We start from the raw sequence: 13,333 nt of genomic DNA, 5'->3' as shown, positions 1-13,333 counted from the left end.
TGCGGTGCCCCCTCCGACGTGACCGTGGGAAGCGCTAGGCTGCGCGGGGTGAGCGTCGACGCCGCACCGGCCACCGTGCTGGTCTTCAGCCAGCGGGCCGAGGTCCGCGCCGCCGTCCGTGCTGCGCTGGGCGCCTTCCCGGCTCCGGACGTCGGCCCCCTCCGCTACGTGGAGTGCGCCACCGGTGACGAGGTGGTGACGGCGGTCGACGCCGGCGGGGTCGACCTGTGCGTCCTGGACGGCGAGGCCCAGCCCACCGGGGGGATGGGGATCAGCCGCCAGTTGCGCGCCGAGGTGGCCGACTGCCCGGCGATGGTGGTCCTCATCGCCCGTCAGGCCGACCGGTGGCTGGCGCACTGGTCGCAGGCCGACGCCACGCTGGCCTTCCCGGTCGACCCGCTGGTCGCCCCGGAGACCGTGGCCGGGCTGCTGCGCGAACGGGCCGCCTCGCGGCCCGTCGTGCGGCGCTGAGCGGCGTGGCGGGCACCGCCCCGACCTGGCCCGTGCTGCTCAGCCGGCTGGCCCGGCGGGAGGACCTCTCGATCGAGGACACCCGCTGGGCGATGCGCCAGGTGATGACCGGCGAGGCCTCCCCGGCCCAGATCGCCGGCCTGGTCATGGGGCTGCGGGTCAAGGGGGAGACGCCGGCCGAGGTGCTGGGTCTGGCCGCGACCATGCTCGACCAGGCCACCCCGGTGGTGCTCGCGCAGGACTGCGTGGACATCGTGGGCACCGGGGGCGACGGCGCGCAGACGGTCAACATCTCCACCATGGCCGCGATCGTCACCGCCGCGGCGGGAGCGCCGGTGGCCAAGCACGGCAACCGGGCGGCGTCGTCGAAGTCGGGTACGGCCGACGTCCTCGAGGCGCTCGGGGTGGTCATCGACCTCCCCGCCGACGCCGTTGCGGAGTGCGTCCGCCGGGCAGGGATCGGGTTCTTCTTCGCCCCGGTGTTCCACCCCGGGATGCGGCACGCAGCGGTCCCGCGGCGGGAGCTGGGCATCGGCACGGTGTTCAACTTCCTGGGCCCGCTGACCAACCCGGCGCGGCCGGTGGCCGGGGCGATCGGCTGCGCCGATCTGCGGATGGCCCCGGTCCTCGCGCAGGTGCTCGCCGATCGCGGCACCCGGGCCCTGGTCTTCCGGGGGGACGACGGCCTCGACGAGCTGACCACCACGACGACGTCGTCGGTGTGGGTGGTGCGCGACGGCGAGGTGGTCGCCGAGCGGCTCGACCCGACGGCGTTCGGCATCCCGGTGGCCGAGCCGGGGGCGCTGCGGGGCGGGGGACCGGAGGAGAACGCCGAGGTGGTCCGCCGGCTCGTGGCCGGGGACCGCGGACCGGTGCGGGACGCGGTGCTGCTCAATGCCGCGGGAGCACTGGCTGCCTTCGACGGGCGCGGCGGACGGCTGCCCGACGTCCTCGGCGCGGCGCTGGAACGGGCTGCCGCCGCGGTCGACGACGGCCGGGCCGCGGCCAAGCTCGAGGAGTGGGTGCAGGTCAGCCAGGAGCTCCGCGCCCGCACCTGAACGGCGCCTGGCCGCTTCCGGCCTCTCCGCAGGGCCCCGATCCGAGCTGGCGAGGGTCGCGGGCGGGGTCCTTCCTCAGTCGGCGGACTCGAAGCCGATCGAGAAGGCGGCCTCGAGGTCGTGCCGTGAGTAGGCGCGGAAGGCGATGTGCGTGGCGGTGTCGACCACGCCGGGCACCTTGTTGATCCGACCGGCGATCACCTGGGCGATCTCGTCGAACTCGGGCACGCGGATGATCGCGACCAGGTCGACGTCGCCGGCGACGGAGTAGACCTCGCTGACCCCGGGCAGGTCGGCGACCGCCTCGGCGACCTCGGCGATGGAGTCGGTGGCGGCATCGATCATCACGATGGCGGTGATCACGTCCGGGATGCTAGCCGGGTGGCGCCCCGGCCGCGCCGTGCCTCCGGCCGGTCGGCGGCGACCCGGTCGGGCTGGCTGCGGGTGCGCAGCGGCCGGCCGTCGCCGAAGGGGTCGCGCTCGGCGCGGCCGGCCTCCACCCGCGCGAGGAACGCGCGGTAGGCGCCGGTGCCCGGGGTGCGGCTGGCCAGCGTGCCGTCGACCTCGACCAGCCGGGTGCCGGGCTTCTCCATCCAGCGCAGCACCAGCTCGGTCTCGTCGACCGTGGCGGCGAGCTCGCCGTCCGGTCCGGTGGGTGTCTCGGCCGTGGCCCGCAGGCCGGCCAGGCACTCGCGGACCGACCGGCCGCGCTCGGCGACCCCGGCGGCGACCAGGCGGCCGCGCCGCACGACCGACAGCTGCCAGCCACCGGCGCCGTCGGGACGGGCCAGCACCATCTCCGGCACGGTGGCCAGCGACTCCAGCCGCTGACGGCGCTGGACCGCCCGCACCAGCACCGCCACCCGGTCGCGCAGCAGCGCGGCGTCCTCGTACCGGCCCTCGCCGGCCAGCCGCTCGACCCGGTCGAGCAGCGGCGCGACCAGCTCGCGGGGGTCGGAGTCGACGGCGGCGGTGAACACCGCGGCGATCGAGGCGTACTCCTCGCGGCTCTGCGCACCGGTGCAGGGGGCGCCGCACCGGCCCATGCCGGCGAGCGCGCAGGCGGTGCCGGTGCCCGCGAGCGCCAGCCGGGGGGTGCACTGGCGCAGCGGCAGCGACTCGTGCACCGCGGCGACCGCGTCGTCGGCTGCGCGCCGGTCGGGGAAGGGGCCGAGGAAGGACCCGGTGCCCGGGCGGACCCGGCGCACCACCGAGAGCCGCGGGAAGGGCTCGTCGGTGAGCCGGACCCAGAGGGCGCGCTCGGGGAAGCGGGACCGGCGGTTGTACCGGGGCTTGTGCTCGGCGATCAGCCGCAGCTCCCGGACGGCGGCCTCCAGGTCGTGCGCGCACGGCAGCGCGTCGACCCGCTCGGCCAGCCGGATCATCTCCGTCATCCGGCTGCGCTGCTCGCCGGCGGAGAAGTAGCTGCGCACCCGGCTGCGGAGGTCGGTGGAGGTGCCCACGTACAGGGCCTCGTCGCGCGGGCCGCGGAAGACGTAGACGCCGGGGCCGGTGGGGACGTGCTCGGCCAGGTGCCGCTTCCGGCGGCGTTCGGGGTCGACCTGGCGGGTCAGGCCGGAGAGCTCCTCCAGGGTCGTGATCCCCAGCGGTCCGAGCCGCTCGAACAGGCCGTGCAGGACGTCGACGGTCGCCCGCGCGTCGGCCAGCGCCCGGTGACAGGGCTCGGTGGAGGTGGCGAAGTAGGGGGCGAGGGTGGCCAGCTTGCAGTTGGGCACCTCGTCGCGGGTGAGCAGCCGGCGGGCCAGGACGGCGGTGTCGACCGAGGCGGCGGCGGGCCAGGCGATGCCGGTCTCCTCGCAGGCCGCGCGCAGGAAGCCGAGGTCGAAGGGGGCGTTGTGGGCGACCAGCACGGCGCCCCGGGCGAACTCCAGGAAGGCCGGCAGCACGGCCTCGATGCGCGGCGCGGCCGCTACCATCATGGTGGTGATGCCGGTGAGCACGCTGATGTAGGGCGGGATCTCCCGGCCCGGGTCGACCAGGGTCTGGAACTCGCCGACCACCTGACCGCCGCGCACCTTGACCGCGCCGATCTCGGTGATCGCGCTGTCCTTCGGGGAGCCACCGGTCGTCTCCAGGTCGACGACCACGAACGTCACCGCCGACAGCGCGGTGCCCGCCTCCTCGATCGTCACCTGCTCGTAGCGCGGGCGCCCCGGCGGTGCCGCGGGGGTGGGGGCCGACGGCAGGACCGTGGAGGCCCAGCCGGACGGGCGGGCGCCCGGCCCCCCGGAGGGCGGGACGGGTGGCAGCGCAGGAACGGGTGGCACGCCGCGGACGGTAGGTCGGGGGTCCGACAGTCCGGGGGAGGGCGCGCCGGGACCCGGGGGCGGGGGCGGACCCACGGAGGGCGTGCGGCGGGAACTGTCGGTGGCTGCTCCTACGGTCCGCGCTGCCGGGACGGAGGGCCGTCCGGATCGAGAGGGAGGGAGAGCCGCCGTGCTCATCGACTGCGACACCTGCACCGTCCGCGGCACGGGCTGCGCCGACTGCGTCGTCACCATGCTCCTCGGTGCACCGCCGGGCTGGCAGGGGAGCGATCCCTGTGTCGTGCCCCTGGTGCCGAGGGCGACGGTGGGGGCCGGCCCGGCCGAGGTGGCGCCGCACGGCGACGCGCCCGGGCGGGCCCGGTCCGGACGTGACGTGGCTCCTGTTGACGCGACGGAGGGCGACGGCCGTGCCGTCGTGGAACTGGACGAGGTGGAGCGCCGGGCGGTCCGGGCTTTGGCAGAGTTCGGCCTGGTCCCGCCGTTGCGTCATCAAGATGCGTCAGACCACGGCGACCGCTACGTGAGCTGACAAATCGCACTCCTGTGATTCGTCAGGTCTGGCCCGAGGATCCGGGTTTGACGGGTCTTTGTCTCGGTCCGGTCACGGGCCTAGTTTCGTGACGTCCGGTAGGGAAGTCGTCACTGATCAGGGTGGCCCCGGCCGGAGACCGCCGAACCAGCCGGCCTCGCCGGCTGGACCCGGGACCCACGCAACGCTGTAGGTGGGTGCTCACGTGCACCGGGTCACCCCGGGCACACCGCGTCGTCGTCGACGCGGCCGAGATCGGGCGTGACTGCTGCGCCCGGGCCTGTCAGCCGACTCGGTAGGCGGTGCGACCAGGAAGAACGGAGCCCCGCCTCCCATGGCGAGCCCTCAGTCCCGCCTCCGGCCCACGCCGGCCCGCCCTGCCGCGCTGCCCTCCGGCTCCCGGCGCGCCCGGCTGACCGGCCGGCTCGGTGCCGGGGTGCTCCTCGGGCTCACCGCCAGCCTCACGCTCACCCTGCTCCCGGGCAGCGCGGCTGCTGCCCCTGGCGACCCGGTGGCCCAGGCCGGCACGGCGGAGGAGGCCACGCGCCTGGTCTCCGACGCGACGCACGAGCTCGAGGTCGTCACCGAGCAGTTCAACGACGCGCAGGAGGAGCTCGCCCAGCAGCGGGCCGCGGCCGACGCCGCCGGCCAGGCCCTCGCCGCCGCCCAGGCGCAGCTGGCGGCCCTCGACGAGCAGATGCGCCGCGTCGCGCGGAGCGCCTTCACCGGCGAGAACCTGTCCCGGTTCAACGCCCTGATGACCAGCGGCTCGGCCGACGAGTTCCTCTCCCAGGTCACCACCCTGGACGCCATCGCCGGGCACACCACGGACGTCCTCGCCCAGGTGACCGCCGCGGCCCAGGCGGCCGAGCAGGCGAAGGCGGCCGCCGACGCGGCGGCGGGGCAGGCCGAGGCCGGCCTGGCCGACGTCACCACCCGGCAGGCCGACCTGCAGGGGCGGATCGCCGAGTACCGGGCCCAGTACGACTCCCTCAGCGCGGCCCAGCAGCAGGCGGTGGTGCAGGAGCACGCCGGTCCGACGCTGACGCCCCCCGCCCCCGCCGAGGTCGTCGCCTCCTCGGACGCGGCGCAGACCGCCGTGGACACCGCGCTGGCCCAGATCGGCGATCCCTACGTCTGGGGCGCCGGCGGCCCGGATGCCTTCGACTGCTCGGGTCTGACCCAGTACGCCTTCGCCGCGGCCGGGGTCCGGCTGCCGCACTCCAGCCGGGGGCAGGCCACCATGGGCACCGCGGTGAGCCGGGCCGAGCTGCAGCCCGGTGACCTGGTCTTCTTCTACAGCCCGGTCAGCCACGTGGGCATGTACGTGGGCAACGGGAAGATGGTGCATGCGCCGACGTTCGGCAGCCCGGTCGTCGTCACCGGGGTCGACATGGCCGGGTACGTGGGGGCACGCCGGCTCGTCGGCTGAGGCCGTCCGGGGCGGGCAGCCCGCACAGGGCGCCGTCCTAAGCTCGCCCGCGTGTGTGCCCCGACCGTCCCGAGCCCGTCCGCGTGAGCACCTCGGCGCTCGTGCCCACCCCGGCCCGGTCCCGGCGGCTGGCGCTCGGCACGGCGGCGGTCCTCGGGGCCGCGCTGGTCGTGGTGATCGCGGTGACCACCCCGTGGGAGGTGCTCGCCGCACCGCCCGGCGGCAGCACCCCCGTCGACCCCGCCGCGGCGTTCACGGCCGAGGAGATCGCCCGGGCCGAGGACTTCGCCGGCGCGCTGCGGCCGGCGTCGCTGGTCTCCCTGCTGCTGGGCCTGGCCGTCTCCGCGGTGTTCGGCCTCACCCGCGCCGGCGCTGCCACCGCGCGTCGGCTGGCCCGCCCGCTGGGTGGCGGCTGGGCCTGGCAGGTGCTCCTCGGCACGTTCGCCATCCTGATCGTGGGACGGCTGGTGACCCTCCCGCTGTCGGCCTGGGGTGAGGTGGTGCGGCACCGCTACGGGCTCTCCACCCGGGGCTGGGGTCTGTGGGCCCGGGACGTCGCCGTCTCGACCGGCATCAGCGCCGCCCTCACCGCGCTGGGGCTGCTGGCGGTGGTGGCCCTGGCCCGCCGGGCGCCGCGGACCTGGTGGGCCTGGGCGGGTGGGGGCGCGGCGGCGCTCGTCGTCGTCGGGTCGTTCCTCTACCCGATGGTGATTGAGCCGGCGTTCAACCGGTTCGAGCCGATGCCGGCGGGTCAGCTGCGCAGCGACCTGTTCGCGCTCGCCGAGCGCAGCGGCACCCCGGTCGAGGACGTGCTGGTGGCCGACGCCAGTCGCCGCACCACGGCGCTCAACGCCTACGTCTCCGGGTTCGGGTCCACGCGCCGGGTCGTCGTCTACGACACGGTGCTCGAACGGCTCCCCGACGAGGAGATCGAGTCGATCGTGGCGCACGAGCTGGGTCACGTGGCCAACGACGACGTCCTCAGCGGCACGCTCATCGGCGCGCTGGGCGCCGGTGCCGGGGTCTCGCTGCTCGGGTGGCTGCTCGGTGCGCCGCCGCTGCTGCGCCGGGCCGGGGCGCGGGGGCCGGGGGACGGCGCCGTCGTCGGCCTGCTGCTGTTCCTGGTCACGGTCGGCACGCTGGTCTCGACACCGGTGCAGAACCTGGTCTCCCGCCAGATCGAGGCACGGGCGGACCTGCACGCCCTGGACCTGACCGGTGACCCGGTCGCCTTCACCGCCATGCAGCGGCGGCTGGGGGAGGCCAACCTCAACGACCCGGACCCGCCGGCCGCCTGGCAGTGGTTCTACGGGTCGCACCCCACGGTGCCGCAGCGGATCGCGTTCGCCGCCGACTGGGCCCGGCTGCACGGTGCCCCGGTGCCCCGGTGAACCGCACCCTGGTCGTCACCAACGACTTCCCGCCCCGGCAGGGCGGCATCCAGACGTTCGTGGCGGCGCTGTTGGCCACCCGCCCGCCGGAATCGCTGGTCGTGCTCGCCTCCGACCACCCGGGATCGGCCGAGCACGACGCGCAGCTGCCCTACCCGGTGGTCCGGGCCGCCACCGGGATGCTGCTGCCGACCCCGGACGCCACGCGCACCGCCGCGCGCCTCGCGCGGGAGCACGGCTGCGACACCGTCTTCTTCGGGGCGGCGGCGCCGCTGGGCCTGATGGCCCCGGTGCTGCGCCGCTCCGGCGTGCGCCGGCTGGTCGGTGCCACCCACGGGCACGAGACCGGCTGGGTGGCGCTCCCCGCGGCCCGGCAGCTGGTGCAGCGGATCGCGTCGGGGCTGGACGAGCTGACGTACATCAGCGCCTACACCCACGACCGGCTCGCCCCGGCGCTCGGGGACCGGACGGTGCTCAGCCAGCTGTCCCCGGGGGTCGACGTCGACCTGTTCAGCCCGGACACCGACGGCTCGGCCGTGCGCGAGCGGTACGGGCTGGGGAGCGCGCCGGTGGTCGTGTGCGTCTCCCGGCTGGTGCCGCGCAAGGGGCAGGACGTGCTCGTCGCGGGCTGGCCTCAGGTGCTCGCCCGGCATCCGGACGCCCGGCTGCTGCTGGTCGGGGGCGGCCCGCTGGAGCTGCGGCTGCGCCGGGCGGTCGCCGCCCGCGGCCTGGGCGGCTCGGTGGTGCTCACCGGCGGTGTGCCGGCCGGCGAGCTGCCCGCCCACTACGCCGCCGGCGACGTCTTCGCCATGCCCTGCCGCACCCGTCGCGGCGGGCTGGACGTCGAGGGGCTGGGGATGGTGTTCCTCGAAGCCGCCGCCTGCGGCCGGCCAGTGGTCGCCGGCACCTCCGGCGGCGCCCCGGAGACGGTCCGCGAGGGGGAGACGGGGCACGTGGTCGACCCGCGCTCGCCCACCGCCGTCGCCCGGGTGCTGGCCGACCTGCTCGACGACCCGGCCCGGGCCCGCGCCGTGGGGGCCGCGGGCCGGGCCTGGGTCGAGCAGCGCTGGTCCTGGGCGACCATCGCCGGCACCTTCGCCCGGCTGCTGGAGGGCTGACGTGCGGAGCCGCTACGCGCGGTAGATCGCCTCGACCTCGGCGCCGAACTCCTTCATCACCACGCCGCGCTTGAGCTTCATGCTCGGTGTGAGGGTGCCGTTGGCCTCGGTGAAGTCCTCGGCGAGCACCCGGTACTTCTTGATCGCCTCGGCCTGCGACACGGCCTTGTTGGCCTCGGCGACCGCGGTGTCGAGCTCGGCCAGCAGGTCGGGGTCCTCGCGCAGCTGGGCGGCGGTGAGCGACTCGTCCCTGCCGCGGGCCTTCAGCCAGGCAGGCAGGGCCTCGGCGTCCAGGGTGACCAGCGCGGCGATGAACGGCCGCTGGTCGCCGACCACGATGCACTGGCTGACCAGCTTGTGCGCCCGCAGCCGGTCCTCCAGCACGGCCGGGGCGACGTTCTTGCCCCCGGCGGTCACCAGGATCTCCTTCTTGCGGCCGGTGATGCGCAGGAAGCCCTGCTCGTCGAGCTCGCCGAGGTCACCGGTGCGGAACCAGCCGTCGGCGTCGATCGCCTCGCGGGTGGCCTGCTCGTTGCGCCAGTAGCCGCGCATCACGATGCCGCCGCGCAGCAGCACCTCGCCGTCCTCGGCGATGGCCGCGTCGACGCCGGGCAGCGGACGGCCGACGGTGCCGATCCGGATCGCGGCGTCGTGGTTGACCGCCGCGGCCGCCGTCGTCTCGGTGAGCCCGTAGCCTTCGTAGATGGTCACGCCGAGCCCGCGGAAGAAGTGGCCCAGCCGCTCGCCGAGCGGGGCGCCACCGGAGACGGCGCCGGCGCAGCGACCGCCCAGGGCGGCGCGCAGCTTGCCGTAGACCAGGCGGTCGAACAGCGCGTGCTGCAGCCGCAGCCCAAGACCGGGGCCGCCGGTGTCCTGGGCGCGGGACCAGTCGACGGCGACCTGTGCGGCCCGGTCGAAGATCTTGCCCTTGCCGTCGCCCTCGGCCTTGGCCTTCGCCCCGTTGTAGACCTTCTCGAACACCCGGGGCACGGCGAGCACGAACGTCGGCTGGAAGCGGCCGAGGTCGCCCACCAGGTCGGCGATGTCCGGGGTGTGCCCGATGACCGTGCGTGCGTCGATGGCGCCCACCTGCAGCACCCGGGCCAGCACGTGGGCCAGCGGGATGAACAGCAGCATCGAGCCGTCGGGGTTGATGAAGCGGTCCAGCAGGGTGATCCCGTTGCGGACCTCGAACAGGAAGTTGCCGTGGGTCAGCTCGCAGCCCTTGGGCCGGCCGGTGGTGCCGCTGGTGTAGATCAACGTGGCCAGGCTGTCCGCGCCGAGGGTCCGCCGGCGGGCCGCCAGCTCCTCGTCGGGTACGTCGGCACCCGCGGTGGTCAGCTGGTCGAGTGCGCCGTCGTCGATGACCCACACCGGGCCCAGGTCCGGCGCCTCGTTGCGCACCGACTCGACGTCCTCGGCGTGCCGCGGGCTCTCCACGAAGATCCCCCGGGCACCGGAGTCGGTGAGGATCCAGGAGATCTGGTCGGGGCTGGACGTCTCGTACACCGGGACGACCACGGCGCCGGCGGTCCAGATGGCGTAGTCCAGGACGGTCCACTCGTACCGGGTGCGGGCCAGCAGGCCCACCCGGTCGCCGGGACCGATCCCGCCGGCCACCAGGCCCTTGGCCACGCCGGCGACCTCGGCGGCGAACTGCGCCCAGGTCACGTCCCGCCACTCTCCGTCGACCTGCCGGCGCAGGCCGACGTCGTGCGGGTGCTCGGCCGCGTTGCGGGCGACCATGTCCGTCAGGGCGTCGTCGGCCCTCACGGTGGCGGTGGGGGGAACGCTCAGCTCGCGCACGCCGGTCCTCTCTGCCCCGCCCGGGCGGGGGCGCCGTCGCCTCCCGGACCCGGACGCTGGGTCGGGAGGTCAATCTAGTCGGGGAAGCCGCCGGGGGGCACGGCAACGACCCCGGTCGGGGTGACCGGTCCGGTCAGGGGTCCGGGTGGTCACGGTCGGCGACTACCCTGCGGCGCATGGCCGACCAGTCCACCCAGTCGATCGTCGTCGACGCGCCCGCGGCCCAGGTGATGGCCGTGATCGCCGACTTCCCGTCGTACCCGCAGTGGGTGGATGCGGCCAAGACCGTCGAGGTGCTCGAGACCGGGCCCGACGGCCGCGCCCGCCGGGTGCACTTCGTCATCGACGCGGGCCCGGTCAGCGACGACTACGAGCTGGCCTACACCTGGGACGACGACCGGTCCGTGCACTGGACCCTGGTGCGCGGGCAGATGCAGAAGCAGCAGGATGGCTCCTACACCCTCGTCGAGACCGGCGGACGCACGACGGTCACCTACTCGATCACCATCGACCTGTCGATCCCGATGCTGGGGTTGATCAAGCGCCGGGCGGAGAAGGTCATCCTGGACACCGCGCTCAAGGAGCTCAAGAAGCGCGTCGAGGGCTGACGTGCAGATCCTCCTGGTCACCGGCCCCGGCGGAGCCGGCAGCTCCACCGTGGCCGCCGCCACGGCGCTCCGGCTGGCCGCCGCCGGCAGTCGCTGCCTGCTGTTGACCGACCGTGCACCGGGCACCCCCGGGCTGTCCGGTGCCGTGGACGTCGAGGTGGTCGCGGCCCAACCCGCGCTGCAGCAGGTGTGGAGCCGGCACGTCGAGCAGCTGGCCGGTCTCCTGCCGATGCACGTGCTCCCGCCGGCGACATCGGTCGTCCCGGTGCCGGGGGTGGGGCAGTTCGCCCTGCTCACGGCGCTCGCCGCGCACGCCGCCGCCGGCCGGTTCGACGTCGTGGTCGTCGACGCCGGACCGACCCCCGCCGCGCTCTCCCTGCTCGCCCTGCCCGGGGCGCTGCGCTGGTGGCTCGGTCAGCTGGCGCCGACCCGGCTCCGCGTGCTGGCCAGCCTCCGCACGGCGGCCGCTCCGGGGCGGCCGAACGGCGTGGCCGGGCTGCTGGCGGGCGCCGAGGGGCTCGACCAGCTCGTCGACCGCGTGCCGCTGGGCGACCCCGAGCGCACGGCCGTGCACCTGGTGCTGCGGCCGGACGCCACCGCCGCCGGCGAGCTGCAGTCGGCCGCCACCGCCCTGGGCGTGCTCGGGCAGCAGCTGGCGTCGGTGACGGCCGCCCGGCTGCTCCCAGCGACCGGCGGGGACTGGTGGGCCGAGCGCGCGGCTGCGCAGGCCGAGGCGGTCCGGGCGCTGACCGAGCTGGCCGGGGGCGTGCGCGAGGTCGCCGAGGCCCCCGTCGCGCCCCGGACGCCGGCCGAGCTGGCCGCCCTCGACGCCGCCGTGCCGCCGCCACGGGCGGCCGTCCAGCCACCACCGGGGGTGCCGCGCACCAGCCGGTCGGCGGCGGGGGAGTGGCTGCTGGAGCTGACACTGCCCTTCGCCCGGCGGGGGGAGATCGAGCTCACCCGGTGGGCGGACGACCTGGTCGTCACCGCGGCCGGTGTGCGACGGTCCTTCCCGCTGGACCCGCTGCTGCGCCGGTGCACCGTCTCCGGTGGGGCGCTCGACCACGCCGGCACCCCGCGGGCCACCCTGGCGGTCCGCTTCACCCCGGACCCCGCCCAGTGGCCCGCCGGCCTGCTGCCCACCGACCCCCGTCCCACCGATCCGCAGGAGACACCGTGACCACCCCGGCACCGGACTGGATGGAGCAGGCCCGGCGTCTGGTCACCGGCCTGGCGGCCGAGCACCCCGCAGCCGGCGGCCTGGCCGGTGCGCTCGGCGGGCTGCTCGGGAGTGCTCCGGCCGGGACGGCGCACCGGGACGACGCGACCGCCGACGGGGACTGCCGCTGGTGCCCGCTGTGCACCGGCCTGTCCGCGCTGCGCGGCCGTCGTCCCGACCTCGTCGAGGGGCTCGCCGATGTGCTCGTCGCGGCGGCCGAGACGCTCCGCGGGCACGCCGGCACCCCCCGCGGAGACGAGGAGGCGGCTCCGGACGCCACCCCCCGCGACGACGGCGTCCCTGCCCCAGACGTGTCTGCCCCGGGCGTCCCTTCCCCGACCGAGGAGCCCGTGCCCCACCCGGACCCCCGCACCGCCCGCGTCCAGCGGATCGACGTCGCGTGACCGCGGCCGACCCGACCCCGTCCGCCGCCGAGCTGCCCGCGCTGGGCATCGACATCGGCGGCACCAAGGTCGCCGGCGGCGTCGTCGCGGCGGACGGCACCATCCTCGACACGGCCCGCCGGGCCACGCCGGGCAAGTCGGTGGCGGCCACCGAGGACGCGATCGCCGCGGTCGTCGACGAGCTGGCGGAGCGCCACGGCGGGCCGCTGGTCGGCGTGGGCGTGGGCGCGGCCGGCTGGTTCGACCGAACCGGGGACACCGTGCTGTTCAGCCCGCACCTGGCCTGGCGCAACCAGTCGCTGCGCAAGGACCTCGGGGTGCGGTTGCAGCGCCCGTTGTGGGTGGGCAACGACGCCGATGCCGCCGCCTGGGCCGAGTACCGCTACGGCGCCGCCCGCGGCAGCGACCTGGTCCTGATGATCACGCTGGGCACCGGCATCGGCGGTGGGCTGGTCATCGACGGCCGCCTGCAGCGCGGGGCGCACGGGGTGGCCGGCGAGTGGGGGCACATGCGTGTGGTGCCCGACGGCCGGCTGTGCGCCTGCGGCAACCGGGGATGCTGGGAGCAGTACGCCAGCGGCAACGCCCTGGGGCACACCGCGCAGGAGGTCGCGCAGAACTCACCGGCGGCCGCCGCCACGCTGATCGACCGGGTCGGCGGTGACCTGGAGCGGATCACCGGCGAGGTCGTGGCGCAGGCCGCGGCCGACGGCGATCCGCTGGCCGGGGAGCTGCTCGCGGAGGTCGGGTCGTGGCTGGGGCAGGGCATCGCCGACCTCTCCGCCGTCCTCGACCCCGAGGTCGTGGTGATCGGCGGCGGGGTCAGCGTGCTCGGCGAGACGGTGCTCGGGCCGGCCCGGCAGCGGCTGGAGCGGGCACTGCCCGGACGCGGGTTCCGCCCCGGCCCGCGGGTGGTCGCCGCCGAGCTGGGCGCGCAGGCGGGGCTGGTCGGCGCCGCCGACCTGGTACGTCGGGCCGTCGCCGAAGGCACCGCCTGAGGCCCCCCTCC

General features: G+C 75.9%; 13 protein-coding genes. 10 read left to right on the top strand and 3 right to left on the bottom strand.

The features are described from left to right. The first annotated feature begins 48 nt into the window (after positions 1–48). Positions 49–471 carry a hypothetical protein gene (locus tag ACI783_RS01925; protein WP_457081004.1) on the top strand — a complete coding sequence of 141 codons (423 nt, stop codon included), beginning with the start codon at positions 49–51 and terminating at the stop codon, positions 469–471. A 5-nt stretch (positions 472–476) separates the two neighbouring features. Continuing rightward, on the top strand, positions 477–1,529 hold the full coding sequence (gene trpD / locus ACI783_RS01920; RefSeq protein WP_457138875.1) for an anthranilate phosphoribosyltransferase: 1,053 nt from the start codon (positions 477–479) through the stop codon (positions 1,527–1,529). Between the two features lie 75 nt (positions 1,530–1,604). On the opposite strand, the gene ACI783_RS01915 is transcribed toward trpD, so the two are convergent. Together ACI783_RS01915 and ACI783_RS01910 are read right to left on the bottom strand one after the other, a co-directional pair. Then, the gene (locus tag ACI783_RS01915; RefSeq protein ID WP_457074338.1) at positions 1,605–1,892 is read right to left on the bottom strand and encodes an Lrp/AsnC family transcriptional regulator; all 288 of its coding nucleotides are present in this window, start codon (positions 1,890–1,892) and stop codon (positions 1,605–1,607) included. Further along, a complete protein-coding gene (locus ACI783_RS01910; RefSeq protein ID WP_457138874.1) occupies positions 1,889–3,817 on the bottom strand; it encodes a DEDD exonuclease domain-containing protein in 1,929 nt (642 codons plus the stop codon). Before ACI783_RS01910 ends, ACI783_RS01915 begins: the two co-directional genes overlap by 4 nt. Before the next feature lie 169 nt (positions 3,818–3,986). On the opposite strand from ACI783_RS01910, the gene ACI783_RS01905 reads away from it, so the two are divergent. The 4 genes from ACI783_RS01905 (at position 3,987) to ACI783_RS01890 (ending at position 8,287) form a co-directional block, all read left to right on the top strand. Beyond that, on the top strand, positions 3,987–4,346 hold the full coding sequence (locus ACI783_RS01905) for a hypothetical protein (RefSeq protein ID WP_457138873.1): 360 nt from the start codon (positions 3,987–3,989) through the stop codon (positions 4,344–4,346). A 334-nt stretch (positions 4,347–4,680) separates the two neighbouring features. Then, entirely contained in the window at positions 4,681–5,778 is a 1,098-nt protein-coding gene (locus tag ACI783_RS01900) for a C40 family peptidase (RefSeq protein WP_457138872.1), read from the top strand. Positions 5,779–5,861: 83 nt separating this feature from the next. Next, positions 5,862–7,169: a M48 family metallopeptidase gene (locus ACI783_RS01895; RefSeq protein WP_457138871.1), complete on the top strand. Its 1,308-nt coding sequence runs from the start codon at positions 5,862–5,864 to the stop codon at positions 7,167–7,169. Next, the gene (locus tag ACI783_RS01890; RefSeq protein WP_457138870.1) at positions 7,166–8,287 is read left to right on the top strand and encodes a glycosyltransferase family 4 protein; all 1,122 of its coding nucleotides are present in this window, start codon (positions 7,166–7,168) and stop codon (positions 8,285–8,287) included. Before ACI783_RS01895 ends, ACI783_RS01890 begins: the two co-directional genes overlap by 4 nt. 12 nt (positions 8,288–8,299) lie before the next feature. Here the strand turns inward: ACI783_RS01890 and ACI783_RS01885 are convergent, their stop codons facing one another. Beyond that, on the bottom strand, positions 8,300–10,093 hold the full coding sequence (locus ACI783_RS01885) for an AMP-dependent synthetase/ligase (protein WP_457138869.1): 1,794 nt from the start codon (positions 10,091–10,093) through the stop codon (positions 8,300–8,302). Positions 10,094–10,269: 176 nt separating this feature from the next. Here ACI783_RS01885 and ACI783_RS01880 point away from each other — a divergent pair, with 176 nt between their 5' ends. From ACI783_RS01880 to ACI783_RS01865, 4 genes are read left to right on the top strand one after another with little or no spacing between them, the layout of a single operon-like run. Continuing rightward, positions 10,270–10,701, top strand: coding sequence for an SRPBCC family protein (locus ACI783_RS01880; RefSeq protein ID WP_457080988.1), 432 nt, complete (start codon positions 10,270–10,272; stop codon positions 10,699–10,701). A 1-nt stretch (position 10,702) separates the two neighbouring features. Then, positions 10,703–11,881, top strand: a complete 1,179-nt coding sequence (locus tag ACI783_RS01875) for an ArsA family ATPase (RefSeq protein ID WP_457138868.1) — start codon at positions 10,703–10,705, stop codon at positions 11,879–11,881. After that, on the top strand, positions 11,878–12,324 hold the full coding sequence (locus tag ACI783_RS01870) for a hypothetical protein (RefSeq protein WP_457138867.1): 447 nt from the start codon (positions 11,878–11,880) through the stop codon (positions 12,322–12,324). The genes ACI783_RS01875 and ACI783_RS01870 overlap by 4 nt, the downstream gene beginning before the upstream one ends. Next, positions 12,321–13,322 carry an ROK family protein gene (locus ACI783_RS01865; protein ID WP_457138866.1) on the top strand — a complete coding sequence of 334 codons (1,002 nt, stop codon included), beginning with the start codon at positions 12,321–12,323 and terminating at the stop codon, positions 13,320–13,322. The genes ACI783_RS01870 and ACI783_RS01865 overlap by 4 nt, the downstream gene beginning before the upstream one ends. The last annotated feature ends 11 nt before the right edge of the window (positions 13,323–13,333 follow it).

The organism is Modestobacter sp. SYSU DS0511 (assembly GCF_054050755.1).
This window is presented reverse-complemented; position numbering and strand designations above follow the sequence as displayed.

What these genes read in the sequence shown, in the direction of transcription:
- ACI783_RS01880 (WP_457080988.1), top strand. Translation starts at nt 10,270, where the DNA reads ATGGCCGACCAGTCCACCCAGTCGATCGTCGTCGACGCGCCCGCGGCC.
- ACI783_RS01900 (WP_457138872.1), top strand. Translation starts at nt 4,681, where the DNA reads ATGGCGAGCCCTCAGTCCCGCCTCCGGCCCACGCCGGCCCGCCCTGCC.